Origin of the sequence: Pseudomonas sp. D3-27 (assembly GCF_051132165.1) — a bacterium.
In the GTDB taxonomy this organism is placed as follows: domain Bacteria; phylum Pseudomonadota; class Gammaproteobacteria; order Pseudomonadales; family Pseudomonadaceae; genus Aquipseudomonas.
Genome location: NZ_CP071667.1, coordinates 3,877,583 through 3,902,627 on the forward strand (window position 1 = coordinate 3,877,583; position 25,045 = coordinate 3,902,627).

Consider the following 25,045-nt stretch of genomic DNA (forward strand, 5'->3'; position numbering starts at 1 on the left):
AAAACGGTAATCACATGTCTTTGATGGAAAAAAATCGTTCAGTACTGGGCGCAGGCTGGGTCGCGGCCATGGTTATCGGCCTGGCAGGCTGCTCCGTTGCGCCGAAACCGTTGCAACAAGATGAAATTCACCAACGAGTGGCCGGGGACCAGCTCCAGCTTTACGCCGACCAGGAACCGATCAAGGGGCCATTGACCTTCGCCGACGCGCTGGCACGCTCGCTCAAATACAACCTCGACTATCGCCTGAAGTTGATGGAATCGGCTCTGGCGGCGGGCCTGCATGACGTTTCACGTTACGACATGCTTCCCAAGATGCTGGTCTCGGCTGGCTACACGTCGCGCAACAACGAGTCGGGTGGTACGAGCGTCGGCATTGAAACCAACACGGTTTCGTTGATCCCCTCCTCCTCCGTCGAGCGTAACCGGACACTGGCCAACGCTGAGTTTTCCTGGAACCTGCTGGACTTTGGCGTCAGCTACTACCGCGCCAAGCAGAGTGCCGACCAATACCTGATCGCCGAGGAGCGACGCCGACGCGTGATGCAAACGGTTCTGCAGGACTTGCGCACCTCCTACTGGCGCGCCCTGGGCGCCCAGCGTCTTGAAAGCCAGGCCGACGAGCTGCTGAACCGTGTACGCCTGGCGCTGGGCAAATCACGGGAGGCCGAGGTACAGGGTCTGCTACCGCCGGCACAGGCGTTGGCTTACCAAAGCGCCCTGCTGGACGCGACCACTTTGCTCAACGCTCGCCGCCAGGATCTGGAATTCGCCAAACGCGAATTGGCCGCGCTGATGAGCATTCCACCGGGCACCCAATTCACGCTGGCTGAAGAAAGCGAGCCCTCGCTGCCTGGCGTCCCGGTCGACATGGCCAAACTTGAGGAAATCGCCTTACAGGCGCGTCCTGAGCTGCGTGAGGAAGACTATCGCAAGCGCATTTCGGCGGACGAAGCGCGACGCCAATTGCTGGCACTGCTGCCCAGCCTTGGAATCAACATCAACGATCAGTACGACTCCAACAAATATCTCTATAACAGCAACTGGGTCGACAGCGGCGTACAGGTCAGCGCCAACCTGTTCAAGCTGGCGGCCATCCCGGCCACGCAAAAAGCCAGCGCCTCCCAGGAAAAAACCGACAACGCACGCCGCCTTGCGCTCTCGATGGCCGTGCTGACACAAGTGCGCATCTCGGTGGAGCGCTACAAGCTCGCCTTGGTCGATTACGACCTGGCCGACCAGTCGAGCCAGGTCGATCAACGCATGGCCAAGTTCGCCCGCGCTTCGGTGTCGTCCCGCACCGATTCCGAGCTTGAAGTCATTCGCACCGAAACCCGCGCCCTGCTCGCACAGTTCCAGCGATACTCGGCCTACGCCACGGCGCAGACCGCTTTCGGGCGCATCTACAACTCCCTGGGCCTGGACGTGCTACCCGAAGACGTGCGCGACGCCAGCGACTTGCAGCAACTCTCGCAACAACTGCAGGAAAGCCTGAGCCGTTCAGAACGCCAGGCGTTCACGACGGCGATCGGAGAGTTGCCTTCGCAGCAACCGCTGGCGGTACGCCTGGAATACTCAGGCGATGCTCGGGCAGCCAATGACATGCTCGAAGTGGCTCGCCAAGCATTGAAACGCAACCAGTTCGTGCTTGCCGAAAACAGCCAGCCCGGGCCTACGCTGATCATGCAACTGCGTATCGCCAACGTTCAGGACGGTATCCGTCGCGGTGAATGGAGCGTAAGCCTGCGCCGTGCCGACGGAAGCGTGGCAGGCACCAGTCACTACCAGAGCACGTTGCGCGCCCAGCCGGACAGAGATTCCTTGAACGCATTCTGCGAAGCCGCCACGGTCGCTGAAGTGCCGAATTTGCGCGCGTGGTTGAAATCGGGCCCAACACAGGTGGCCTCGAAATGAAGATCCGATCACGTTGTGCTTCTCTTTCTGTGATCGGCGGTTCGTTGCTCGGTCTGGTCGTGTCAGCGCAACCGGCATGGGCACAAAGCGAAACCGATGCCGGCGTACGCGTGCTGCTGGTGGCCGACCAGGAAACCACCCTGGCGAGCCAGCTGGTGGGGCGGGTACGCGCGGTCAACGCGTCGCTGGGATCGACGTTCAGCAAGGGTGACGTGCTCGTCAGTTTCGACTGCGACGAACAGGTCGCTCGCCTGAAGATGGCCCAGGCCGACCTGAGCTCCGCCCGTGAAACCCATGACGCCAAGCTGCGCTTGCAAGGGTTGCAGTCCGCCGGCGAGGTGGAAGTTTCGCTGGCCGCCAGTGCCGCAGAGAAAGCCGCTGCCCAGGTGGCCCAGTACCGGGCCCAGCAACAACAATGCAACGTGCTCGCACCGTTCGACGGGCGCGTGGTCAAGGTCCAGGTCAAAGCCTTTCAGGGCGTCAACCTGGGCCAACCACTGCTCGACATCATCAGCAAAGGGCCATTGAAGGTACGTGTGAATGTACCTTCCAAATGGTTGGTCTGGCTCAAGCCCGACCTGCCCTTCCAGGTTGATTTGGGTGAGACCGGCAAACGTTATCCCGCCAAAGTCAGCGCCATCAACGGCCAGGTCGACGCCGTCAGCCAGACCATCGAGCTTGAAGGGGTGATCGAAGGCCGGCCCGTCGATCTGCTCGCCGGCATGAGTGGCACTGCGCTGTTCGAAGCGCCGCAATGAACGCCCAAGCCAATACAGCGCCCAACCCGGTCGCGGTGCTGCTGCATCTTGAGCAGCGCGCACAAGAAGCGCGCAGTACCGCCGAGCTGGGTTTTGTGATGGTCAACGAAACGTGGCAACTTTTGCGTTATCGCCAAGGCTATGTATTTGTCAGCGATGTGCTGGGCAAGCCCTCGCTGAGCAACGTTTCCAGCTTGGCGGTGCTGCCTGAAGAGACACCGTTTACCGTCTGGCTCAAGAGGCTGGCCCAGCATCTCTGGACGCAGCCCGCGTTATCGGCCGAATCGACACCAGCCACCGTCTTGCATCTGTTGCGAGCCCGGGACCTTCCCGAAAGCTTCGCCGAGGGCTGGACCGAATGGATGCCGATGCATCTGCTGTGCGTACCGCTACCGCCTCGCGATCATTCACGTCGTGGCATGTTGCTGCTTGCCTGCGATACCGAGCCGGACGAACACACCCAGGCCCTGCTCGCCAGACTGGGGCAAACCTATGCCTACTGCCTCGCGGCGCTGACCAACAAACGCCCCACGCTCGGCGCCCGCTGGCAAGTCTGGCGACAGCGCCCGTGGCGTTTATTGGCGTTGGGGACGGCCATGGCCCTGGCGTGCCTGGTGCCGGTCCGACTGAGCGCCCTGGCACCGGCCGAAATCGAAGCCCATAACGCGATGGCCATCGCCTCCCCGCAAGATGGCGTGGTGCACGAGTTCCTGGTGCAGCCCAACCAGATGGTGCAAAAGGATCAACCGCTGTTCAGCCTCGACGACACGACCCTGCGCAATCGCCGCGCCGTTGCCCGGCAAGCGCTGGAAGTCGCCCGGTCCGAAGCGCTGCTCGCTGCGCAAAAAGCCTTCGAAAGCGCACAGAGCAAGGGCGAGCTGGCCGCGCTCAATGGGCAAGTGCAGGAGAAACAGGCCGAGGTCGCTTGGCTCGACGAAATGCTTGAGCGCAATGTGGTCCGAGCGCCACGCGACGGCATCGCGATATTTGGCGACACCAATGATTGGATCGGCAAGCCGGTGGTCACTGGCGAGCGCATCATCCAGCTGGCCGACCCGCAAGATGCGGGGGTGCTGGTCTGGCTCCCGGTGGCCAATGCCATCAACCTCGATACCGGTTCTGAAATTCGTCTGTTCCTGCACGTTGCGCCGCTATCGCCCTTGACCGCCAGCCTGATCCAGACCAGCTACCAGGCCACGCTTTCGCCAGACAACATTCCCTCGTATCGCATTCGGGGGCAGTTCCAGGGTGATGCCAGCCAGTTGGCGCGGATCGGCCTCAAGGGCACCGCCAAGCTGTATGGCGAATCGGTACCGCTGATCTATTACGTCATGCGCCGTCCGTTGGCCGCCCTGCGTGAATGGAGCGGGCTGTGAGCGAACTGGACCTGGCGACTCTGCTGTCGGGCTCATCGGCCGGATCGACATTGCAAGACCCAGACGTACATCTTCCCGAACACCTGCCCGCGGTGCGCGAAGACTTGCGCCTGATTCCCGCGGCCACGCAACGTGATGGCTCCCCAGCCTGGATGATCCAGGACCCGGTCGGTAACCGGTTCTTCAACATCGGCTGGCTGGAGTTCGAGATCCTGTCACGTTGGTCCCTGGGTAGCCCGACCCGCTTGCTCGAGGCGCTCGCGGCCGAAACGCCCCTGAACGTCAGCCGAGCGGAACTGGCGGCCTTGTTGGCGTTTCTGAGCCGCCATCAGTTATTGCATGTCAGCGACGTCACCGGTACCCGACGCCTGGAAGAGATGGCCCGGCAAGGCAAGCACACCGGTTGGCAATGGTTGCTTCACAATTACCTGTTCATGCGCGTGCCGCTCTGGCGTCCGCAACGCCTGTTAGAAAAAACCCTGCCCTGGGTCGCGCCACTGTTCAGCCGGACCTTTCTGGTGTGCATCGCCCTCGCCATCGTGCTGGGCCTGTTCTTCGTCGAACAGCAATGGGATGTGTTCGTTGCCAGCTTCCAGCAAAGCCTGTCACCGCAAGGCCTGGTCGGTTATCTGGTAGCCCTGGCGATTACCAAGTGCCTTCACGAGCTCGGCCATGCCTATACGGCTACGCGCTACGGCGTGCGCATCGCGCACATGGGCGTGGCGTTCCTGGTGCTATGGCCGGTGCTCTACACCGATACCAGCGAATCCTGGAAGCTCGCCGACCGCCGTCAACGCTTTCACATCGCCGGTGCCGGCATTCTCGTGGAGCTGTTGGTTGCCGGAATTTCGACGCTAGGTTGGGCCTTGTGCGAAAACCCAATGCTCAAGAGCGGGCTGTTCTTCCTGGCGACCACCAGTTGGATGATTTCATTGGCCCTCAACGCCAGCCCCTTCATGCGCTTTGATGGGTATTTTTTGCTGTCGGACTGGCTCGACCTGCCCAACCTCCACGAGCGCTCGGGTGCCTTGGCGCAAGCCTGGATGCGCCGTCGCCTGTTGTCCTGGGACGAACCCGATCCGGAAGTCGTAGCGCCGCGCCTGCGTGGTTTTCTCATTGCCTTTGCCATCGTCACCCGTATCTATCGCCTGGTAGTGTTTCTCGGCATCGCCGTCGCCGTGTATTACCTGTTTTTCAAGGCGCTGGGTATCTTGTTGTTCCTAGTCGAAATTGCATGGTTCGTCGTCATGCCTATCCAGCGTGAACTCAAGGTCTGGTGGGATCGTCGCAAGGAGATCCCCACGCGGCGAGGTCGTCTGCTTTTGCTCGGGCCAGGCGCGCTGATGCTATTGGCCGCCTTGCCGTGGAGCACCCAGGTGCAGGCGCCCGCCTGGCTGCATGCAGAGGTTCAATACACGCTCTATAGTCCCTTGCCGTCCCGGCTGGTGGAAATGCCTCTCGCCGGGCAACCGATCGAAGCCGGTTCAACCTTGGTCGTTCTGGATTCCCCGGTCATACGCGACAAGGCCGAACGGTCTCACAAAGCGACCCTCGCGTTGCGCGCGCAACTCGCCGGACTCCCCGGAACTGCCGATGGGGCCGAAAAATATGCCTCGATTGCCAGCCAGCTCAACCGTCAGCAAGCCGAGTCCGCCGCCCAGGCGGCCGAGTTGCAACGCCTGACATTGCGCGCCCCGATGGCCGGAGTGCTCATCGACATCGACCCCGCCGTGCAGCCCGGCGTCTGGGTCAAGCCCAATCAGCCGCTGGGCGTCTTGGTCAGCCCCGATAGCTGGACGGTGGAAGCATTCGTTCGCCAGCAAGACCTCTCGCGCGTGGCCGTTGGCGCTCGCGCGCGCTTCTATGCACAGGGAGGCAGCGGCACGACGCTTGAGGGAGAAGTGATCGGCATTGACGATTCACGCACCCAGAACGTCCCGCATCTGATGCTGAGCACGACCTACGGCGGTCCCATCGCCGTCTCCGCAAAACAGGACCGGAACCTGCAGATCCGTGATGCCCTTTACCGGGTGAGAATACGTTTGGACGCCCCTCCCGCCCAGATGATGATGCGCCTGGGCAACGTGTCCATCGAGGGGGCCCGCATCAGCCCGGTTGCAGAGCTGTTCACCGATGCGTTGTCGATTCTGATCAGGGAAAGCGGGTTCTGACGGGGGCTTTCGCCTGCTCCCCCGTGGTGAGGAGACTTGCTCCCGCTGGGCCGCTCCGACGCCTCGGGAGCAGCGGCCCCTTTTTTGTGAGCGCTTCGCACTCAAGCGGGAGCGAGCTCCCTCGCCACGGGTGCATCGTCGGCTCAAGGCTTGAGCACCACCTTCACACAGCCGTCTTTTTTGTCCCGGAAGGTGTTGTACATTTGCGGGCCGTCTTGAAGGCTCACGGTATGAGTGATGACGAAGCTTGGATCGATCTGCCCCTCCTGGATGCGCCGGAGCAGGTCGTCGGTCCAGCGGTTCACGTGGGTCTGCCCCATCTTGAAAGTCAGGCCCTTGTTCATGGCCGCGCCGAACGGGATCTTGTCGATCAAGCCGCCATACACACCGGGGATGGACAACGTGCCGGCGGGGCGGCACACATACATCATCTCCCGCAGCACGTGGGGGCGGTCTGACTCCAGCATCACCGCTTGCTTGACCCGATCGTAGATGGAATCGAACGAACGGGTCGCGTGGGATTCCATGCCTACCGCGTCGATGCATTTCTCTGGGCCCTTGCCGCCCGTCAGCTCGGCCAAGCGGTCCAGCACACTTTCGTCATCGAAGTTGATGGTGATGGCGCCCCCGGCCTTGGCCATGGCCAGGCGCTCGGGCACGTTGTCGATGCACACCACCTGCTTGGCTCCCAGGATCACCGCGCTGCGCACCGTGAACTGTCCTACCGGACCGGCGCCCCAGATGGCCACGGTGTCGGTGGGCTGGATATCGCATTGCACGGCCGCCTGCCAACCGGTGGGGAATATATCCCCTAGAAACAGCACTTGCTCATCGGTCAGGCCGTCCGGAATCACCACCGGGGTAAAGTCCGCATAAGGCACCCGCACGTACTCGGCCTGGCCGCCAGGATAGCCGCCAGTCAGATGGGTATAACCGAACAGCCCGGCAGTGGTGTGGCCGAAGGCCTTGTCGGCCAGGTCCTTGTTGCGGTTGCTGCGCTCGCAGACCGAGAAGTTACCCCGACGGCATTGATCGCATTCACCACAGCAAATCGTAAAGGGCACCACCACGCGATCGCCAATTTTCAGTTTCTTGTTGGCCGAACCCACTTCGACTACTTCACCCATGAACTCATGGCCCATGATGTCGCCATGCTTCATGCCGGGCATGAAGCCATCGTACAAGTGCAGGTCCGAGCCGCAGATGGCGCACGAGGTGACCTTGATAATGGCGTCACGTGGGTCTTCTATGGTGGGGTCGGGCAGATGATCATCACAGCGGATATCTTTTTTTCCATGCCAGCGTAACGCTTTCATCTTGGTACACCTCCTGAACAGGTCGGTGCGCCAGCCATGAACATTCTCGTTATGCGCACCTACTGATGTTTTCGGTCGGAGGAAAACGCGACAAGTTCAAAGCATGTCTGCACACATCGGTAAAACGCGATAGACGGTTGCGCCGTCGCTCGGGTTATCAAGCGGCTCTTCCCTCCGCTCACCCCAGACTCATTGCCCCCGAAAAACTTGCCTCCACCGGCCCGATAAGAAAAACCGCGCCCAAAAATCCGGGTTCATTCAGGTACGACTGGGTATCCTTGACACAGCTTTTCCCCAAACCACTCCTCACGCGTCATCTCCCAAACCTCCTTGAGCGACGCCCCAAAGACAAAGTCGCCCTGCTGCGTCCCGACCATCCGCATGCCTTCACGCTCCGAAATCCTGCGAGAAGCCAGGTTACCCACCGCCTTCGGCACTTGCATGACCGGACGCTCCAGCGTTTCGAACCAATAGATGTTGATCGCCGCGCAAGCCTCGCGCATGTAGCCTTTTCCCTGCCATTGCGGCGCCAACCAGAAACCGCGGTTGTTGCCGGGCTGGTCGTACAGGCTGATGCTGCCGATACGCTGAGTGGGATCTTCGGCCAAGCGAATCATTCAGTGCCACTCGCGTCCGGCGGCAACAGCGGGGAGCGCCTGATCGCGCACGTAGGTCAGCGCGCCGTCATCCGGGTAGGGCCAGGGCACACGACTGTCGAGGTAGCGGACCACTTCCCAATGCGGAAATAGCCGTTGAATTGCCGGTGCGTCCGACAGCGCCAGGGGGGTAAGGATAAGGCGGCGGGTTTGGAGCGTGGGAATGGGGCTCATGATGAAAACTCCTTTTTCAGATGTTATGGCGTGCCCGCCCCCCGCTACAGGTTATCCGTAACCCTGCACAATTTGCTGTCCTTCAAGAATGAAGGGGGCAGTTGCGCCGTCGCCGCGGGCAGTTGCTTGAGCCTCACTTCACATTCAAAACGGCCCGCGGCGTCCAGTTGGTAATCCTCCCCTGCCTTAGGGACAAAGCTGAACATGTTGTAGCATCGATCGCCGATGTAATGAAAAGCGATGGGCTGCCCGGCCGGTATCAACAGCTCAGTCATGACCGTGGAAGATGAATGCTTGTCGTCGTCTGGCATGCCCAGGCTTTCGCCGTTGCGATTGGCATAGCCATCCCGGAACGCCACCATGACCCCGGCGCCTGGCTGGCGGAAGTCCACGCAGTCAGACTTGGGTACGGCCCTGACCATGCCGTCGCTGATCACCCGCAAACGCGCGGTCTCGCCACCGTCAGGCGTTGAGTAAGGGGTGGAGAAAGAACGGACATCCGACAGCGCTCCGCAACCGCTGAGCAGGGCCAGGAGGCTGATGCTCCAGGCCTGTCGCAGCACGCGGGACGTCTTGCGCGAGCAAATGTTGAGTCGGGGGTTGAGGGGGTGCGGTGATTCGCTCACGATGATGCTCCATTGCAGGTCTGTTATCCAGGGCCAACGACGGTCGAGAGGGACGCGATGTCAGCGCGAGATTTTATAAGGGGTTCGCAGACACTCTGCAATGGCCGATGTATCGGGGCGCACGCCTGATGATCCAGGCTCAATCAAACCTCATCGCGGGCTTGGCCCTCGCAATCATCGCGACGCTGAGCTGGGCCTTGAACTTCATTGCGCCTTACGTCACCGGTGCCTACACGATCTACGACTTGTTGGTCGTACGGTTCCTGGTTGCCGGTGCCCTGGGCCTGGGTGTCGTGCTGCTCTACCGGGCCCAGCTTCGGCACCTGCGGTGTGATCAGATGCTTGTGGCCGCAAGCCTGGGCGTGATCGGCTACCTCGGCTATAGCGCGTGCATCGCCGCCGGCATCATCTTCGGCGGGCCGGTGCTGACACCGGCCTTCATTGGTATGGTGCCCGTGTTGCTGGCGCTGCTGGGCAACGCCACGGCCAAGACCCTCCCGTGGCGCAAACTGGCGATCCCCTTGGTTTTCTTGACGGTTGGGCTGCTGGTGTCGAATCTCGGGGCTCTCCATCATCCCGCTGCGGGCGCAGGATCGTGGCTGATGGGATTAATGTTCTCAATCGCAGCCGTGCTCTTATGGCTCGCATTCAGCGGGTTGAACCAACGCGCCTTGCTAGCGCTGCCACCCCACGCATCCGGTGCGTGGACTGGCCTCATGATGGTCGGTGCCGGACTGGGCACCTTGTGCTTGTTACCGGCGGTACAAGCGTTCGACCTGCTCAAACTGCCGAGCCTGGGGTTCAGCGTTTCCGTTGCGGGCCGTTTATATCTCTGGGGTTTCGTGATTGCGCTGATGTCGTCCTTAGTCGGTGCCTGGGCTTGGAACGCCGCGTCCCAGCGTTTGCCCATGGTGCTTTCCGGGCAATTGATCGCCTTGGAATCGGTGTTCGCCACGCTGCTTGGCCTATGGTTTCACCACCGACTTCCGACGCTTCTAGAGGCATCAGGACTTGCGGCTGTACTGGTTGGGGTGGTCATGGCGGTGCGGATCATCCTGACGACGCGGGACCATGTAAGCGTTATTGCGGCGTCACCCGACGCATGAGCTCATCCAATGCGTAAGTATCCAATAACGCCGTCACCTGTGTGATTTGCCCATCCTTGAGCGTCATGTGCCACAGGTAAGTGTTGTTATAGGGCTTGTGATCAAGTGCCGTGGCTGTCCCGTTCCAAAGAACAACCACGACGTCGTTCTCGGCAATGATGCTTTGCACCGTTGGCACAATCGGCGTAGCCAGCCGAGCAGTGATCGGGCGCACGGCTTGGGCCAACTCAGCCTTGCTGGTGTAGACGCCTGACACCGGGCTTGTGCCGGCCACGGTCCATTTGGCATCCGGCGCCAGCAGGTCGAAGACCGTGCCCTTGCCCTCCTGCCAATTCGCGAAAGCCTGGCGAACCAGATCCGTATTGGTACGTTGAACATTGTCCGAAGCCCAGCCGTTGCCCGCTGAGAATATAAAAGAAAGTGCAAGCACTTGGGCTTGCCAAGCCAAACTCATCCACCGGGTCATGATGTTCTCCCACAGCCATTAAATTTCAATAGAACCTTAACGGCATACGGGGAGAGGTCTTTGCTCGATACTGCAGTGGGGTTGCCTGATGCTGTTTGGCGCTGAGCTATCACGTGGATACCGCCATCAACGCCGTACAACGTCCTCGTAGAAACCCTGCGCTGCCAGATTCTTGTCCTTCGCCTCCAACATAATGTCGAACCGGTCCAGAAACCTGAGGGCGTACTGGTTCGTCCAGCGATTCCACATCTGCGCGCTGTGGCCGTACAGGTCACGCTTGGACACGACCCTCAACAAGGCATCCATCTCAAGCTTACCGTCGGCATCGAAACCCAACGCCTGAAGCCGCTCCGGGGGTTGGGAGTAATGCATGGTGGGCCGCACGCCGCGCCAACTGTCGATGACGCGATCGACTCGTGGGGAATCCGGCGCGATGTAATCGTTCTCGTTGATCCAACAGTGATGGATATCCAGCACGATGGGTGCGAGGTCGGCAAGTTCCAGACAATCATCCAGGCCGTAGGTCTTTTCCTCGTTTTCGAAGGTAATGCAATTGCGCGCCGCCTCCGACAACCGTGGCCAGACCGAACGTATCCCCTCGCCCCCCAGCCGCCCGGCAATGTGCACGTTGCATTTGAAATCCTGGAAATGCCGACCAAAGCCCATCATCCGGATCATGTCGGCGTGGTACTCGAACTCGGCGAGGCTGTTCTCCACCACCGGTGGTTTATCCGAACCGAGCACGCAGTATTGCCCAGGGTGAAAGGACAGGCGGATATCCGCTGAACGCGCCAGATCCCCGATCGCGCCAAAGCGCTCTTCCAGTTGGGCTTGGATGGCAGGGTCCTGATAGAACGCGCTCACCTTCGGATGACTGTAGAACGGCAATAGATCGCTACTCAGCCGAAGCATGCGCAGGGTCGGGGGAAGCTCGGCGACGTAGGCGATAAGGCGTAACTGCGCGTCGAGATTGTGCGTGATGATTTCCAACAGCTTGTCGCGGGCGACCTGTGGGGAGACGCTGTCCATCCAGCGCAACGTTGTGGTGCGCGGATTGAAGGGGGCTTCGATTGTCTTTAGCGCGGCCGCCGAGAGGCCGCGATCAGGGTGCCGGTATTGGCAGGCGAAGCCAATGCGGGGGTGGGTCATGGGGAGTCCTGGCCTTTGAGTCTATTGGCGGTAGACATCCTGGCGGCCGAGTCGTCGTTTTTGATTGGTCGTTGAAACAGCTTTCCTCGGAAAGTGTTCGAGATCAGGCAGTACCGGCCAGAACAGAAACGTGGGCTGGTCCCATATTGTTCCCATACCGCCCTTTTCCAGACGCCAAAAACCACAAACCCCCGACTTTCTCTAGGAAAATCAGGGGTTTGTGTTTGTAGAATGTGGCGGTGAAGGAGAGATTCGAACTCTCGATACAGTTTCCTGTATACACACTTTCCAGGCGTGCTCCTTAAGCCACTCGGACACTTCACCGTGTCTCGGCAAACTGTTCAGTCTGTCGAGGCGCGCTAATGTAGTCGAAAGCCTTGGCGATGGCAAAGGTTTTTTTCAGAATTTTCATGTGCTTAAGGCAGGCCAGCATTTCAAACGGGTCGGGGCATGGCAAACCGGCCAAACTTCGGCTTTGTCCGCAGGCCCGCTTATAGAAGCAAGCGCGGCCCATCGGGCGGGCGAGGCCGTTTGAAAGGGGCGGGGCTGACCGGTGAGTCAGTCACGGCGCTTTACCTGGCCTGCGACGGTGGGTAACGTCTGCTGACTTCTCTTACAAGGAATAGCGTCATGAGCGACCTGATTGCCTACCATCTCGAAGACGGTATCGCGACCCTGACCTTGAACAACGGAAAGGTCAATGCCATTTCGCCTGATGTGATTGCCGCGTTCAACGCTGCGTTGGACCAGGCAGTGGCCGATCGCGCGGTGGTGATCATTACCGGGCAGCCGGGGATTCTGTCGGGCGGGTACGATTTGAAAGTAATGACCGCAGGTCCCAAGGAAGCGGTGAGCCTGGTGGCGTCCGGTTCGACCCTGGCTCGCCGCCTGTTGTCGCACCCCTTCCCTGTCGTTGTCGCTTGCCCGGGGCATGCGGTCGCCAAGGGAGCGTTCCTGTTGTTGTCGGCGGATTACCGCATTGGTGTCGAAGGGCCGTTCACGATCGGCCTGAACGAGGTGCAGATCGGCATGACCATGCACCATGCCGGTATCGAGCTGGCCCGGGATCGGTTGCGCAAGTCGGCATTCCACCGCTCGGTCATCAATGGCGAGATGTTCAATCCCCAGAGCGCCGTGGATGCAGGCTTCCTCGATAAGGTGGTGTCGGCGGACGAATTGCAAGCTACGGCGTTGGAAGCGGCGCGTCAGTTGAAAAAGATTAATATGACCGCCCACAAAAACACCAAGCTTAAGGTTCGCAAGTCGCTGCTGGATGCGTTGGATAGCGCGATATTGCTGGACCAGGAATACATGGGCTGAACTCTGGCTTAAGTGAGGTTCCGACACGTGCGGCTTAAAACCCGGAGACCGCTCTAAGCCGCTTCTTACGCGCCATTTCGAAACATCAGCTTAAACATCGCCCATCTCCTACCTATATACGGGCAATTGCTGAAAACAGTGCACATCCGTACACTGCGCCACCTTTTGTCCCTGTGGGGCCTGTTGATGTTGTTTGCACTGCGTATGTCTTTGATGGGCCTGCACTTTATCCTGGCGGGTGTGTTGGGAGTGATTCTGGGTGTGTGTCGCCCGTTCAACCCTGACAACAGCCGTCTGTGCGCCAGGCTGTATGCGGTACCCGCGATGTGGATCCTGCGCCTGCGGGTCAAGGCCGAAGTCGACACACTGGCGAATAAAGCCCAGAGCAGCGTGATCATCGCCAATCATCAATCCAACTATGATCTGTTTGTCTTCGGCAATGTGGTACCGCGTCGTACCGTGTGCATCGGCAAGAAGAGCCTGAAATGGGTACCGCTGTTCGGTCAATTGTTCTGGCTGGCGGGCAACGTGTTGATTGATCGGGGCAATGCAATCAAGGCCCGCAAGTCGATGCTGACCACCACCCACACCCTCCAGCATGAAGACACCTCGATCTGGGTGTTTCCGGAAGGCACACGCAACTTGGGCGCTGAATTGCTGCCGTTCAAGAAAGGCGCGTTCCAGATGGCGATTGCTGCCGGAGTGCCGATCATCCCAGTCTGTGTGAGCACTTATATCAAGCATATGCAGCTCAATCGCTGGCGCAGTGGTGACATTCTCATACGCTCCCTGCCGGCAATTCCCACGGCGGGCCTGAGCATGGACGACATGCCTCGCCTTATCGCTCAATGTCGTGAGCAGATGCGCGAGTGCATCGAGACGATGGACCGGCAGTTGCAGCCCATGTGAACAAGAAACCCGCCCCTACGGCGGGTTTTCTTTTACGCGAACTTCGCGAATTTCGCTGACTCTCAATCAGCGTGGCGCGCTAAGCTGGACGCTGCCCCCACTGCCAATTTCCAAGAAGAAGCGAACCACATCATGGGTAGAGTTGTTGCTGCTGCGGTTTACAGCGCCGGTAAGAAAGTCACCAATATCACCCTCGATGAAGGCAGCGCCTGGGCGGCGAAGCCCGGACACTTCGTGTGGATCGGCCTCGAAGAGCCCAGCACCCAGGAACTGACCAACCTGCAGCGCCAGTTCAACCTGCATGAGCTGGCGATTGAAGACGCGATGGAGAAGCACAGCCGGCCCAAGCTGGAAACGTTCGGCGATGCGCTGTTCATCGTCACGTATTCGCCGGTGCGCAAGGACGGCAAGCTGCAGTTCATCGAAACCCATATCTTCGCCGGCAAGGGCTACATCATTACCGCCCGCAACGGTCACTCGGCGTCCTACGCCCATGTCCGACAACGCTGTGAGGCACGTCCTATCCTGCTGGAGCACGGGGAGGATTTCGTTCTTTACGCAATCCTCGATTTCGTCATTGAAAATTACCTGCCGGTGGGCGAAGCCATTCATGCCGAGATCGATGAACTGGAGCGCAACGTGCTATGCAGCGCCCTGAATGAGCGGGACATCCAGAACCTGCATAGTTTGCGCCGCGACGTGCTGCGCCTGCGTCGCTATGCGGCGCCGATGGTGGAAATCAGCGAAGAACTGCAGCGCCTGGATTTCCCCTTCATCGACAAGAACATGAGCCCCTATTTCCGCGACGTGCAGATCCACGTCACACGGCAGATGGAAGACTTGGCGACCCTGGCGGACATCGCTAGCCAGACGATTGAAATCGGCGTGCTGCTCGAAGCCTCGCGCCAGAGCGTGGTGCAACGCAAGTTCGCCGCCTGGGCGGCAATCCTGGCGTTTCCGACGGCGGTGGCCGGCATCTACGGGATGAACTTCGAAAACATGCCGGAGCTGACCTGGCACTATGGATATTTCCTGGTGCTCGGGTTCATCGGGGTTGGATGTACCGCGTTGTGGGCAAGTTTCAAGCGGTCGGGGTGGTTGTAGGATTTTTCGACGGGATTTGCGTAGCCTTCTTCGCGAGCAGCTTCCCACCGTTGATCAGCAGTGAACCGCTGATCAACGGTGGCATGCCCGAGTAGTCAGCCCTGGGCGGCATCGGCTTGGGGTTTATGGGCGACGAAACGCATCATCCACTCCGCTACCGTCGTACCGTGATGTTCCTGTTCCAGGCTCGCCACGCCCTGGCTGTAGATCTTCTCACCGAGGTGTTGCTGGCGAATCTCCAACAAGGCCCGGGAATAGTCGTGGATGAATTCTGGATGGCCCTGGAAGCACAGCACTTGATCATTGATGTGATAAGCCGCGTACGGGCAGAAATCGCTCGAGGCGATGACGGTGGCATTTACCGGGAGCTCGGTGACTTGATCCTGATGGCTGATCAACAAGGTCAGCTCCTCCATCACCGGGCTCATCCAGGGGGCCTTGGCCGCGAGTTTGTAGCGATGGGTACCCACCCCCCAACCCTGGCTGGCGCGCTCGGTCTTGCCGCCCAACAGCAGTGCCAGCAATTGATGGCCGAAGCAGACGCCTAGCAGCTTGTCGCCACGCTGGTAGCGGTCCAGGAGATAAGTCTTGAGCGTCTGTATCCACGGATCGGTCCCGAAGGAATCCGCCTTGCTGCCGGTCACCAGATAAGCGTCGAATTGTTCATCGTCGCCTGGATACTGCCCTTCCACCACGTTGTACACGAGAAATTCGGCCGCAATGGGCTGCTGCGAAAACAGGCGCTGGAACATCTGCCCGTAACCCTGATACTGGTCGACCAGTTCTGGACGCAGGATATCGGTTTCCAGAATGCAGATGCGTAGCGACATAAAAAATACCTGACACGATGATGGGAATATTGCACACCCCAGAGCCTGCCCTGAAACACCGTCCCAAGGCAAGCCCCCGCGCATAGTCAGAACAGTGCTTGAGCGGCGGCCTTTTCCAGCAACAGTGCCGGGGGTGAAAAACGTTCGCCGTATTGCTCGGCCAAGTACTGGCTGCGGGCGATAAACGCCGGCAAACCGTACTGGTTGATAAACTGCAACGCCCCGCCCGTCCAGACCGCGAATCCGATGCCGAAGACCGAGCCAATATTGGCGTCCGCCGTCGAGGTGACAACGCCTTCCTCGACGCAGCGAACGGTTTCCAGGGCCTGGATGAACAGCAGACGATCACGGATATCCTGGGCTGGAATCTGCCCCGCGGGTTTGTCGAAACGCGCCTTGAGCCCCGGCCAGAGATATTTCTGCCCTTGGGTTGGGTACTCATAGAAACCGGCTCCGGCCGCTTTACCTGGCCGTTTGTATTCTTCGAGCAGCAGATCGATCACAGCGAATGCGGGGTGTTCGGTCGGAGTTTTCCCCTCCGCTCGCAAGTCTTTGGCAGTCTGCGTGCGGATATGCCTCATCAGGCTGAGTGAAACTTCGTCGGAGACAGCCAGCGGCCCGACTGGCATCCCGGCCTTGCGTGCCTCGGTTTCGATCATCGGCGCGCTCACGCCTTCGCCGAGCATCGCGATGCCTTCGTGGGTAAAGGTGCCGAACACCCGCGAAGTGAAAAACCCACGACTGTCGTTGACGACAATCGGCGTCTTGTCGATTTGCCGGACGAAATCGAAGCCACGGGCAAGCGTTTCGTCAGAGGTGCGGGCACCCTTGATGATCTCGACCAAGGGCATTTTTTCCACTGGACTGAAGAAATGCAGCCCGATGAATTTGCCCTCGTCCGGCACCGCCATCGCGAGGCCGGTGATGGGCAAGGTCGAAGTATTGGACGCAATCACCGCGTCCGGCCCGGCCACCGCTTGGGCTGCGGCCGTCACGCTGGCTTTAAGGACGCGGTCTTCGAATACGGCCTCGATGACCAGGTCGCAGCCGGCCAGGTCCGCATCGCTGTCGGTCGGCTGGATCCTCGCCAGGATGGCGTCGCGCCGTTGCGCGGTGAGTTGGCCACGGACGACTTTCTTGTCCAGCAGCAACGCCGCGCGGGACTTACCCTTTTGCGCTGCGTCCAGATCAATGTCCTTGAGTACCACGTCGATGCCGGCCGCAGCACTGACATAGGCGATACCCGCGCCCATCATCCCGGCGCCGAGCACAGCGACTTTTTTCGTCAGAAAAGGCACAAAACCCTGCGGGCGAGAACCTCCAGCCTTGATCTCGTTGAGTTGGAACCAGAACGTACCGATCAGGTTTTTCGCCACCTGGCCGGTCGTCAGCTCGGTGAAGTATCGGGTTTCGATCAACTGCGCCGCATCGAAGCCTACCTGCGCGCCTTCCACCGCCGCACAGAGGATTTTTTCCGGTGCGGGCAGGCAGCCCTGGGTCTTGCTGCGCAGAATCGAAGGCGCGATCGCCAGCATCTGGGCGACCGCCGGGGCGGACGGCGTGCCCCCAGGGATCCGATAGCCATTCATGTCCCACGGCTGGGCCACGCTCGGGTTAGCGAGAATCCAGGCCCGGGCCTTGTCCAGCAGCTCGTCGCGATCCGTCGCCAGCTCATCGATCAAACCAGCCAGCAGCGCTTGTTGCGGACGAACCCTGGTGCCTTCGAGCAAATACGGCAATGCCTTCTCCAAGCCCAGCAAGCGCACCATCCGCACCACACCGCCGCCGCCCGGCAACAGGCCAAGGGTGACTTCCGGCAGGCCGATCAACACCGAGGGATGGTCCAGCGCCACCCGATGATGGCAGGCCAGGCAGATTTCCCAGCCGCCGCCCAGGGCCGCACCGTTGATAGCGGCGACCACCGGTTTGCCGAGGGTCTCCAATGCGCGCAGCTGCGCCTTGATCTCGGACACCGTTTCGTAAAAGGCCTGGGCCTGGGATTTGTCGACCTGGACCAACTCGTTCAGGTCGCCGCCTGCAAAAAACGTCTTTTTGGCCGAAGTGATGATCACGCCGGCGATCGAGTCTTTTTCGGCGGTCAGGCGAGCAACGCAGGCGCCCATGGCCTCGCGGTATATCGCGTTCATGGTGTTGGCCGCCTGCCCCGGCATGTCCAGGGTCAGCACGACGATCCGGTCCGGGCCGGTTTCGAAACGAATGGCATGGGTCATGAAAAGTGTTCCTTCAAAATCGGGGCTCAGAGGCGTTCGATAAGGGTGGCGATGCCCATGCCGCCGCCGACACACAGTGTCGCGAGGCCATAGCGCAGGTGACGCGCCTCCAACTCATCGAGCAGCGTGCCAAGGATTGCGCAACCGGTGGCGCCCAACGGATGGCCCATGGCGATCGAGCCGCCGTTGACGTTGACCTTGGCGGGATCGATGGCCATGTCCTTGATAAACTTGAGCACTACCGAGGCAAAGGCTTCGTTGACTTCGAACAGGTCGATGTCCTCGACCCGCAGGCCAGCTTTGGCCAATACCTTGCGAGTGGCAGGGGCCGGACCGGTGAGCATGATGGTCGGCTCGCTGCTGGTGACGGCAGTGGCAACAATCCGCGCCCGGGGTTGCAAGCCCAGCTCGCGACCTTTGGCCGGGGAGCCAATGAGCATCAGCGCGGCGCCATCGACGATGCCCGAGCTATTGCCCGGCGTGTGCACATGATTGATCCGCTCCACATGGCTATAGACGCGCAATGCCGTGGCGTCGAAGCCCATCTGGCCCATCGCTTCGAAGCTTGGCCGCAGTTTGCCCAGGCCTTCGAGCGTCGAGTCGGCGCGGATGAATTCGTCATGATCGAGCAGCACGATGCCATTCTGGTCCCGTACTGCCACCAGGGATTTATCGAACGAGCCGTTCTCCCGTGCTCGCGCGGCTTTTTGCTGGGATTGCAACGCAAAGGCATCGATGTCCTCGCGACTGAAACCTTCGAGGGTGGCAATCAGGTCGGCGCCGATGCCCTGGGGAACGAAATGGCCGTGCAGATTGGACTGCGGGTCCAGCGCCCATGCGCCGCCATCGCTGCCCATAGGCACACGGGACATGGACTCGACGCCCCCCGCCACTACGAGGTCTTCGAAACCGGAACGAATCTTCATCGCGGCCAGGTTCACCGCTTCCAAACCCGAAGCGCAAAAGCGGTTGAGCTGAACGCCGGGCACGCTGACATCCCAGTCAGCCACCAAGGCGGCGGTCTTCGCGATGTCGGCACCTTGATCGCCGATCGGCGTCACGCAGCCGAGCACAATGTCGTCCACCTGGCTGGTGTCCAGGCTCATGCGCTGGCGCAACGCCGTCAACAGGCCACCGACCAGGTTCACCGGCTTGACGGTGTGCAGGGCGCCGTCAGCTTTTCCCTTACCGCGAGGCGTGCGTAATGCGTCAAAAATCATAGCTTCGGTCATGACATCCTCAAACCGCGATCGGCTTTTACAAACACCTCTAACCTTAAGCCCAGCGGCGGCGGATTCAATGACCTCAGTGCTCAACGACATTGACAGGCACGCTCAGACGAACGGTAGCGAGCTATCGGATTAACCGTTTCAGGTAAGCAAGCTGTCTAGCAAAAGGGCCCGCAAGCAGCTGGCAATAGGCCTCATGCTGTTTTGATAACCTGGACCCATAAACTGATACTAATTGGGTCTAAGCGAAGCCGGCTGCGGCCCCTAATGTAAACCTTGTACAAGTAAGTCGTCGGGTTTTGCCGAGGCGCTTGTCAGACAGGAAGTGCAACGCCAGCCGTCACGGAGTAATGCAGGCTGGCCTCAGGAAATAACAAAAAGGCGGGTCAGCCATGTTCAAACATACGAAAGTTCGTCAAGCCGGACTCATTCTCTTCGCCACGACGCTGCTGTTGATCTTGCCGAACATCACTAAAGTGATCGGCTGACCCAGACGCGCGATGTCCGCTTTATTACAGTCGTTTCGCTAAATAAATGTGAGAGGGTTGATTGTTCCGGCAACGGTGGCTGTGCCAACCTTTGCGCCTCCCTCTCGACATGGACGGCGATTCACTTGAAAGCACTTATTGTCCTCGGGGCACTGCTGATCAGCGGCCCTCTGTACGCGGCGCAGCTCACGCTGGAGCTGGGCGCGGGTACCCGCACCTGGCAGACTGAAGAGCTACTCAAGCATCCCGACGTTCAAACGGTTCAGATCAACGAAGACGTTTCCTACAAGAAACCCATGAGCTATCGCGCCGTGCCGTTGACCTCGCTATTGACCGGGGTGCAACCGAACGATCATCTGCAAGCCGTAGCCCTGGACGGTTTCGCAGCTGAACTGCCAGCGGCGCCATTACTCAATGCACACGGCGCCCGCGCGTGGCTGGCGATCGAGGACCCGACCAAACCCTGGCCGGCGTTGGGGGAAGGCAAGCAAAGCGCCGGTCCTTTCTATCTGATCTGGACCGATCCTCAAGCGGGCCATATCAGCCCCGAGCAATGGCCGTATGCGCTGGCAAGCATCAAGCGCCTGTCACCAGTGGCCGACCGCTTCCCCGCCCTGCTGCCCTCGCCCAGCCTGGCCAAAAACGATCCGGTCAACAAAGGCTTCGAGTTGTTTCAGAAAAACTGTTTGGCTTGCCATCGACTCAACGGCGCGGGTGATGCGCAGTTCGGACCGGACCTGAACATTCCCTTCAACCCTACGGAATACTTTTCGAAAGATTTCCTCAAACGTTACATCCGTGACCCTCAAAGCTTGCGCCACTGGCCACAGGGTAAAATGCCGGGATTCTCCGCAGCGGTGTTGCCGGATTCTGAGCTTGACCTGTTGGTGGGGTATTTGAAGCACATGGCAGGACGCAAGCAGCCGTTGAAGCCGTAGGCGCGTTCCTTCGCCGCAAAGCCCGTTACCACTGGGCGTTGTGGCGGATCGCAGACCGATTGTGGGAGCAAGCTTGCTCGCGATGACGACAGAAAATCGATCAGCACCCAACATGAAAACGGCCGACACAAAGGTCAGCCGTTGCTGGATGCATAAAACATTCAGGCCTGCAGGCGACGGATCTCCTGCTTGACGCCCCACCCTTCGATAACGCCACCCAAGGGCTCGACCACGGCCTCGAAGTTCAACTCGAAATCGCCGATGTCATCATAAGTGGCGTACATCACCCGGCTCAGTTCGAGCGACCAGGCTCCATCGTCCCGCGCGCTGATCTGCGCATTCAGCGATTCCCCCCTGAATTGGCCTGCCGCCCTGCGCGCCCGTTCCTCGTCGGGGAAAATGGCATAGAACTCGATGGGATGAAATTGGGAGAAATCGAAACCGCCTTCTTTCATGCGGCGCAGCACACTGGTGCTGATGTCTTCTTGATAGGCTGTGCTCATGAAACGTCCTCCTCAGACCGATGGATAGACTTTCCGTCTTCCCGTGCGTGCAACCGCTGGTTACAAGCAGTACGGCATCAACTGGCCGTCGGGACACAAGCATGTAGCTGACAAGACCGGACCTTGGCGATCCTTTCGCTGATCTCGGTTGCAGAGTAGCTTCAAGTCATCGCCACTGCCAAGCGGGACCGAACAATGAATTTCATGAAATCGGTTTAATGCTGATGATTTCAATGCTGTTTTGGGTCTTGAGGCTTTTGAGCGTAGGGTCTTGCGTGCGACCTTCCAGATCGTTGAGATCAAGCTTGGCGGGCACGGGGAGCAGTCTCTGGCGGATCAATTGGGCGGCCTGTTCCATTGTGGGCTCCTGGTCGTAATCGAACTGCTCGGCGACGGCTTCGCCGTGATCATCAACGAAAGTGATTTCCCACTTCTGCATCGGTGTCTCCTCGATCAATACATGGCCGGGCTTACGTCTATCTCGACATTGATGGCGAAACAATCGTTCCGCTGAGTTCGCTGACGGCACCAATGAAAAAACCGCCTCGTGGGCGGTTTCTTCATCGCGGCCTACCGATTATTTTTCGGCACGCTCTTTCAGCGCTTTCAGCGTATTGAACGGCGCGTCCACCACGAACTTGTTAGCCAGCCAGGACGGTACATCACCCCCCGGCTCGGTGTGGACTTGGTAAGTCACTTCGATCTGGTTCGCCGCCTTGGGGGTGAACTTCCAGAAGCCTTCGACCTGCGTCACGCGCACAAAGCCTTTCTCTTCCGGCAGATAGGTAGGCACGCCCTTGAGTTTGCGAGTGAGGCTGCCATCAGCTCCTTCAACGGTAGTGACTTCCAGCACGGAGTCGCGGGCCGTGACCGGCCACGGCGTATTGAATTGGGTGTAGGTCCAGCTCTTGTCGCCCTCGTGCTTGAGCAACTTCTGGCTCTTGCATTCATGGATCCATCCACACGCATCCGCAACGTCTTCCTGCAGGGCCCGCAGTTTGGCCATGGTGGTTTTCATGACGGTCACGCCGCGATAGGCCTTGTACTTCGAGCCAGCGACCTCACTCAGCGACACCTGGATACCTTCCTTTTCCTTGGCGACTTGCCAGTCTTCTGCCTGGGCGGTAGCTGTTGCCAACAGGACGGTCAATCCACACAACACAGCCATACGATGCAGCGAACCCATAATTGTTTTCCTTATCGTCCAAGTTCGTTCATGTCGTTTCCGATCGTTGTCCCACTACGCCGCCGTGACCTGCTCCCACCAGCCAATCAATCGAATGGCTTCTTCGCTGCTATTGCCGCAGACCTCAAGGTCCGCCTCAAACGCCGAACACACCGCCGGGCGTTCAGGCTGGCCGAAGATCAGGCAGAGATTACCGGCCGACAACTGCACGCAACGTTCTCCCGCCGGCTTGCCTTGGGGCATGCCAGGGATGGGAGAACTGATGGAAGGGGCGATGCAACAGGCGCCACAGCCTTCACGGCACTTCATGACGACAGGATCCTCACGACAAGTAATGATTGGTAACAGGACACAGGGTAACGGCTAAAACAGCCGTTTGAAATCGCCGTCCGGGGGTTTTTTTCGTAGTGGGTGGAGTGACCCGGCAGTCAGCGACGAACAGCAGCATTGCATGGCCTTATTGCTTGAATTCGAATTCCAGTGCCGCGCCTTCCACTTCGTTGCGCTCCTGATTGCGCAAGGGCAGCTGCATCTCGTTGCTCAGCAGACGGCCGTTGAGCTGGAATGGGCCCGGCTTTTCCCCAAACATGGACGGCAACAGTGGCTCACGCTTGGGCAGGGGCACCTTGCCGGGTGGCTGCAACTGATCGACCATATCGTGTGGCAGGCTCAGGTCCAGCCTGGCCGGTGGTAAAGGGGTCTTGGCGACTTCGCGGGCCGATTTGCTCTTGGAGGCAATGGGGGCGCGCTTTTTCTTTGCGGCGGCCGTTTTGGCAGGCGTCTTTTTGACAGTCTTCTTTATCTCGGCGGTTTTCTTCGCGGTGGGCTTGGCGGCGCTGGCGGCCGGTTTCTCTTGGGCCGAAGCTGCCATGGCACTCCCCATGTCGAGGACACTCAACAGGCCGATCAAAACCCACGCAGCAGGAACAATGGTTTTCATAGACACGACGACACCTACGGCAGAGATGTCCATGCTCGCCCGATATTGAGGCGCTGACAAGCACATCGGGCCAAGCCGCTGATTTCTATAAAAACCCGCTGGCGGTCTCCTGGCACAACTGGGTCGCCAGCAACCCCAGGGTCATCAACGCACGCTCTGCCTCGCGATTCCAGGGTATGCCGCAATTCAGGCGGATGCAGTGGTTGAATTGCTCGGTATTACTGAAAATCAGCCCGGGGGCGATGCTGATGCCCTGTTGCAGCGCGCGGACGTGCAGTTCCTGGGTGTTGACCCGCCCCGGCAGGCTGACCCAAAGAATGAACCCACCGGTGGGACGACTCATCTGCGTGCCTTCCGGAAAGTGCTGTTGCACCGCCAATTGAAAAGCGCTGAGGTTCTTGCGGTACTCCTGGCGAATGTAGCGCAAGTGTCGGTCATAGCCGCCATTCTCCAGGTAAGCCGCGATCCCCATCTGAGTGACGCTGCACGCCGAATGGGTGCTGAACGTCTGGAGTCGCTGGATCTCCTGCTGGAACTTGCCGGCGATCATCCAGCCAATCCGAACGCCGGGCGAAAGGGTCTTGGAGAAACTCGAACAGTAGATCACCCGATCCAAGCGATCGTAGGCCTTCAATGCCTTGGTCCGGCCCTGTTCGAACATCAGTTCGCCATAGATGTCGTCCTCGACGATCTGGATATCGAAATCCGATGCCAGGCGCAGCAGTTGTTTTTGCCGCTCTTCGGGCATTGTGCCACCCAGGGGATTGCTCAGGCGCGTGGTCAGGACCAGCGCCTTGATCGACCATTGGTTGGCCGCCAATTGCAAGGCTTCAAGGCTCATGCCAGTGACCGGGTCGCTGGGGATCTCGATGACCTTCAGGCCCAGCAGATCCGCCAGTTGCAGCAGCCCGTAGTAAGTGGGCGACTCGGCGGCGATCAAATCCCCGGGACGCGTCAGCACGCGCAAGGACATCTGCAGGGCGTCGACGCAGCCATGGGTGATGACGACCTCGGAAGGATCCACCACCACGCCGGCGTCACGCATGCGGATCGCGACTTGGCGGCGCAACGGCTCGAAGCCGGGACTGAACATGTAGCTGAACGCCCGCGGGCTGTGGAAACGCGTGACCTTGGCTAACTGCTGATGCAACGCCCGCACGGGCAGATAATCAACGCTCGGCACCGCCGCGCCCAGCGGAAACACCCCTTCGCGGCGCGACTCGACCAACACCTGTTGGATAATGCTGCTACGCGTCACCAATCCGGGGCGCTCGACCCGGGCAATGTCCGGCGTCGGCGCGGTCAACGCCGGCGTCTGGTGCACGTAATAGCCCGATTGCGGCCGCGCGCGAATCAGCCCCTGGTCTTCAAGGTTCGCATAGGCCTGGAGGACGGTGGCATGGCTGACGTTGAGCTGCGAACTCATCTTGCGCACCGAAGGCACGCGTTCACCCGGCTGATACACCCCACGCCGGATGTCTTCCGCCAACTGTTGCGCAATACGTTGATAGAGCAGGAGGTTGGTCATGACGCAGTACTCGATTTCGCAGGCGTTTTATTCTTGTCGGAAATTCTACCGGCACAGTTTAGAAGTGTACTGGGACAGTTGCCAGATTACTCGACAGTACAGTGGGTTGACAGCCCCAACTGTACTCA

Annotated in this window: 22 protein-coding genes, 1 tRNA gene and 1 pseudogene; 9 read left to right on the forward strand and 15 right to left on the reverse strand. The window is 59.7% G+C overall.

Annotated features, from left to right (window positions below; all coding sequences use genetic code 11):
- Positions 1-14: 14 nt before the first annotated feature.
- The 4 genes from J3P92_RS17455 to J3P92_RS17470 are packed head-to-tail and all read left to right on the forward strand — an operon-like array spanning position 15 to position 6,218.
- Positions 15-1,913 carry a TolC family protein gene (locus J3P92_RS17455; RefSeq protein WP_434648502.1) on the forward strand — a complete coding sequence of 633 codons (1,899 nt, stop codon included), beginning with the start codon at positions 15-17 and terminating at the stop codon, positions 1,911-1,913.
- On the forward strand, positions 1,910-2,671 hold the full coding sequence (locus J3P92_RS17460) for an efflux RND transporter periplasmic adaptor subunit (RefSeq protein WP_434559948.1): 762 nt from the start codon (positions 1,910-1,912) through the stop codon (positions 2,669-2,671). Before J3P92_RS17455 ends, J3P92_RS17460 begins: the two co-directional genes overlap by 4 nt.
- Positions 2,668-4,047 carry an efflux RND transporter periplasmic adaptor subunit gene (locus tag J3P92_RS17465; RefSeq protein ID WP_434648504.1) on the forward strand — a complete coding sequence of 460 codons (1,380 nt, stop codon included), beginning with the start codon at positions 2,668-2,670 and terminating at the stop codon, positions 4,045-4,047. The genes J3P92_RS17460 and J3P92_RS17465 overlap by 4 nt, the downstream gene beginning before the upstream one ends.
- Entirely contained in the window at positions 4,044-6,218 is a 2,175-nt protein-coding gene (locus tag J3P92_RS17470; RefSeq protein WP_434648507.1) for an HlyD family efflux transporter periplasmic adaptor subunit, read from the forward strand. Before J3P92_RS17465 ends, J3P92_RS17470 begins: the two co-directional genes overlap by 4 nt.
- A 143-nt stretch (positions 6,219-6,361) precedes the next feature.
- On the opposite strand, the gene J3P92_RS17475 is transcribed toward J3P92_RS17470, so the two are convergent.
- From J3P92_RS17475 to J3P92_RS17485, 3 genes and pseudogenes are all read right to left on the reverse strand, one after another.
- Positions 6,362-7,534 carry a zinc-dependent alcohol dehydrogenase gene (locus J3P92_RS17475; protein WP_434559954.1) on the reverse strand — a complete coding sequence of 391 codons (1,173 nt, stop codon included), beginning with the start codon at positions 7,532-7,534 and terminating at the stop codon, positions 6,362-6,364.
- Positions 7,535-7,788: 254 nt separating this feature from the next.
- A pseudogene (locus J3P92_RS17480) lies at positions 7,789-8,364 on the reverse strand (GNAT family N-acetyltransferase).
- Between the two features lie 44 nt (positions 8,365-8,408).
- Complete coding sequence (locus tag J3P92_RS17485; RefSeq protein WP_434648510.1) at positions 8,409-8,990, reverse strand: hypothetical protein; 582 nt, start codon at positions 8,988-8,990, stop codon at positions 8,409-8,411.
- Positions 8,991-9,118: 128 nt separating this feature from the next.
- Here J3P92_RS17485 and J3P92_RS17490 point away from each other — a divergent pair, with 128 nt between their 5' ends.
- Positions 9,119-10,096: a DMT family transporter gene (locus J3P92_RS17490; protein ID WP_434607056.1), complete on the forward strand. Its 978-nt coding sequence runs from the start codon at positions 9,119-9,121 to the stop codon at positions 10,094-10,096.
- Here J3P92_RS17490 and J3P92_RS17495 read toward each other — a convergent pair.
- The 3 genes from J3P92_RS17495 to J3P92_RS17505 all read right to left on the reverse strand — a co-directional run bounded on the left by J3P92_RS17495 (position 10,071) and on the right by J3P92_RS17505 (position 12,035).
- Positions 10,071-10,562 carry a nuclear transport factor 2 family protein gene (locus J3P92_RS17495; protein WP_434648512.1) on the reverse strand — a complete coding sequence of 164 codons (492 nt, stop codon included), beginning with the start codon at positions 10,560-10,562 and terminating at the stop codon, positions 10,071-10,073. The genes J3P92_RS17490 and J3P92_RS17495 overlap by 26 nt on opposite strands.
- Before the next feature lie 126 nt (positions 10,563-10,688).
- Positions 10,689-11,711: a UV damage endonuclease UvsE gene (locus J3P92_RS17500; RefSeq protein WP_434648515.1), complete on the reverse strand. Its 1,023-nt coding sequence runs from the start codon at positions 11,709-11,711 to the stop codon at positions 10,689-10,691.
- 234 nt (positions 11,712-11,945) lie between these two features.
- A tRNA-Ser gene (locus J3P92_RS17505) sits at positions 11,946-12,035 on the reverse strand.
- 306 nt (positions 12,036-12,341) lie between these two features.
- Here J3P92_RS17505 and J3P92_RS17510 point away from each other — a divergent pair.
- The 3 genes from J3P92_RS17510 (at position 12,342) to J3P92_RS17520 (ending at position 15,044) form a co-directional block, all read left to right on the forward strand.
- A complete protein-coding gene (locus tag J3P92_RS17510; protein WP_434648517.1) occupies positions 12,342-13,031 on the forward strand; it encodes a crotonase/enoyl-CoA hydratase family protein in 690 nt (229 codons plus the stop codon).
- A 186-nt stretch (positions 13,032-13,217) separates the two neighbouring features.
- On the forward strand, positions 13,218-13,940 hold the full coding sequence (locus tag J3P92_RS17515; protein WP_420767225.1) for a 1-acylglycerol-3-phosphate O-acyltransferase: 723 nt from the start codon (positions 13,218-13,220) through the stop codon (positions 13,938-13,940).
- 132 nt (positions 13,941-14,072) lie between these two features.
- Positions 14,073-15,044, forward strand: a complete 972-nt coding sequence (locus tag J3P92_RS17520; RefSeq protein ID WP_420767224.1) for a magnesium and cobalt transport protein CorA — start codon at positions 14,073-14,075, stop codon at positions 15,042-15,044.
- A gap of 95 nt (positions 15,045-15,139) precedes the next feature.
- Here the strand turns inward: J3P92_RS17520 and J3P92_RS17525 are convergent, their stop codons facing one another.
- From J3P92_RS17525 to J3P92_RS17535, 3 genes are all read right to left on the reverse strand, one after another.
- Positions 15,140-15,874, reverse strand: coding sequence for an amidotransferase (locus J3P92_RS17525; RefSeq protein WP_434648520.1), 735 nt, complete (start codon positions 15,872-15,874; stop codon positions 15,140-15,142).
- A gap of 86 nt (positions 15,875-15,960) precedes the next feature.
- Positions 15,961-18,105: a 3-hydroxyacyl-CoA dehydrogenase NAD-binding domain-containing protein gene (locus J3P92_RS17530; RefSeq protein WP_434648522.1), complete on the reverse strand. Its 2,145-nt coding sequence runs from the start codon at positions 18,103-18,105 to the stop codon at positions 15,961-15,963.
- Between the two features lie 26 nt (positions 18,106-18,131).
- Positions 18,132-19,337: an acetyl-CoA C-acetyltransferase gene (locus J3P92_RS17535; RefSeq protein WP_434648525.1), complete on the reverse strand. Its 1,206-nt coding sequence runs from the start codon at positions 19,335-19,337 to the stop codon at positions 18,132-18,134.
- Positions 19,338-19,947: 610 nt separating this feature from the next.
- On the opposite strand from J3P92_RS17535, the gene J3P92_RS17540 reads away from it, so the two are divergent.
- On the forward strand, positions 19,948-20,760 hold the full coding sequence (locus J3P92_RS17540) for a c-type cytochrome (RefSeq protein WP_434607069.1): 813 nt from the start codon (positions 19,948-19,950) through the stop codon (positions 20,758-20,760).
- A gap of 161 nt (positions 20,761-20,921) precedes the next feature.
- Here the strand turns inward: J3P92_RS17540 and J3P92_RS17545 are convergent, their stop codons facing one another.
- The 6 genes from J3P92_RS17545 to J3P92_RS17570 form a co-directional block, all read right to left on the reverse strand.
- Positions 20,922-21,263: a ribonuclease E inhibitor RraB gene (locus tag J3P92_RS17545; protein ID WP_420767219.1), complete on the reverse strand. Its 342-nt coding sequence runs from the start codon at positions 21,261-21,263 to the stop codon at positions 20,922-20,924.
- A 202-nt stretch (positions 21,264-21,465) separates the two neighbouring features.
- Positions 21,466-21,702 (reverse strand): hypothetical protein, encoded by a 237-nt coding sequence (locus J3P92_RS17550; RefSeq protein ID WP_420767218.1) that lies wholly within the window; start codon positions 21,700-21,702, stop codon positions 21,466-21,468.
- Between the two features lie 138 nt (positions 21,703-21,840).
- Positions 21,841-22,449, reverse strand: coding sequence for an START domain-containing protein (locus tag J3P92_RS17555; RefSeq protein WP_420767217.1), 609 nt, complete (start codon positions 22,447-22,449; stop codon positions 21,841-21,843).
- A gap of 54 nt (positions 22,450-22,503) precedes the next feature.
- A complete protein-coding gene (locus J3P92_RS17560) occupies positions 22,504-22,758 on the reverse strand; it encodes a YkgJ family cysteine cluster protein (RefSeq protein WP_420767216.1) in 255 nt (84 codons plus the stop codon).
- Positions 22,759-22,906: 148 nt separating this feature from the next.
- Entirely contained in the window at positions 22,907-23,389 is a 483-nt protein-coding gene (locus tag J3P92_RS17565; RefSeq protein ID WP_434648528.1) for a translation initiation factor 2, read from the reverse strand.
- Between the two features lie 85 nt (positions 23,390-23,474).
- Positions 23,475-24,917, reverse strand: coding sequence for a PLP-dependent aminotransferase family protein (locus tag J3P92_RS17570; RefSeq protein WP_420767214.1), 1,443 nt, complete (start codon positions 24,915-24,917; stop codon positions 23,475-23,477).
- Between the last annotated feature and the right edge of the window lie 128 nt (positions 24,918-25,045).

What these genes read in the sequence shown, in the direction of transcription:
- J3P92_RS17455 (WP_434648502.1), top strand. Translation starts at nt 15, where the DNA reads ATGTCTTTGATGGAAAAAAATCGTTCAGTACTGGGCGCAGGCTGGGTC.
- J3P92_RS17460 (WP_434559948.1), top strand. Translation starts at nt 1,910, where the DNA reads ATGAAGATCCGATCACGTTGTGCTTCTCTTTCTGTGATCGGCGGTTCG.
- J3P92_RS17465 (WP_434648504.1), top strand. Translation starts at nt 2,668, where the DNA reads ATGAACGCCCAAGCCAATACAGCGCCCAACCCGGTCGCGGTGCTGCTG.
- J3P92_RS17475 (WP_434559954.1), bottom strand. Translation starts at nt 7,534, where the DNA reads ATGAAAGCGTTACGCTGGCATGGAAAAAAAGATATCCGCTGTGATGAT.
- J3P92_RS17490 (WP_434607056.1), top strand. Translation starts at nt 9,119, where the DNA reads ATGATCCAGGCTCAATCAAACCTCATCGCGGGCTTGGCCCTCGCAATC.
- J3P92_RS17495 (WP_434648512.1), bottom strand. Translation starts at nt 10,562, where the DNA reads ATGACCCGGTGGATGAGTTTGGCTTGGCAAGCCCAAGTGCTTGCACTT.
- J3P92_RS17500 (WP_434648515.1), bottom strand. Translation starts at nt 11,711, where the DNA reads ATGACCCACCCCCGCATTGGCTTCGCCTGCCAATACCGGCACCCTGAT.
- J3P92_RS17510 (WP_434648517.1), top strand. Translation starts at nt 12,342, where the DNA reads ATGAGCGACCTGATTGCCTACCATCTCGAAGACGGTATCGCGACCCTG.
- J3P92_RS17515 (WP_420767225.1), top strand. Translation starts at nt 13,218, where the DNA reads ATGTTGTTTGCACTGCGTATGTCTTTGATGGGCCTGCACTTTATCCTG.
- J3P92_RS17520 (WP_420767224.1), top strand. Translation starts at nt 14,073, where the DNA reads ATGGGTAGAGTTGTTGCTGCTGCGGTTTACAGCGCCGGTAAGAAAGTC.
- J3P92_RS17525 (WP_434648520.1), bottom strand. Translation starts at nt 15,874, where the DNA reads ATGTCGCTACGCATCTGCATTCTGGAAACCGATATCCTGCGTCCAGAA.
- J3P92_RS17530 (WP_434648522.1), bottom strand. Translation starts at nt 18,105, where the DNA reads ATGACCCATGCCATTCGTTTCGAAACCGGCCCGGACCGGATCGTCGTG.
- J3P92_RS17535 (WP_434648525.1), bottom strand. Translation starts at nt 19,337, where the DNA reads ATGACCGAAGCTATGATTTTTGACGCATTACGCACGCCTCGCGGTAAG.
- J3P92_RS17545 (WP_420767219.1), bottom strand. Translation starts at nt 21,263, where the DNA reads ATGAGCACAGCCTATCAAGAAGACATCAGCACCAGTGTGCTGCGCCGC.
- J3P92_RS17550 (WP_420767218.1), bottom strand. Translation starts at nt 21,702, where the DNA reads ATGCAGAAGTGGGAAATCACTTTCGTTGATGATCACGGCGAAGCCGTC.
- J3P92_RS17555 (WP_420767217.1), bottom strand. Translation starts at nt 22,449, where the DNA reads ATGGGTTCGCTGCATCGTATGGCTGTGTTGTGTGGATTGACCGTCCTG.
- J3P92_RS17560 (WP_420767216.1), bottom strand. Translation starts at nt 22,758, where the DNA reads ATGAAGTGCCGTGAAGGCTGTGGCGCCTGTTGCATCGCCCCTTCCATC.
- J3P92_RS17565 (WP_434648528.1), bottom strand. Translation starts at nt 23,389, where the DNA reads ATGAAAACCATTGTTCCTGCTGCGTGGGTTTTGATCGGCCTGTTGAGT.
- J3P92_RS17570 (WP_420767214.1), bottom strand. Translation starts at nt 24,917, where the DNA reads ATGACCAACCTCCTGCTCTATCAACGTATTGCGCAACAGTTGGCGGAA.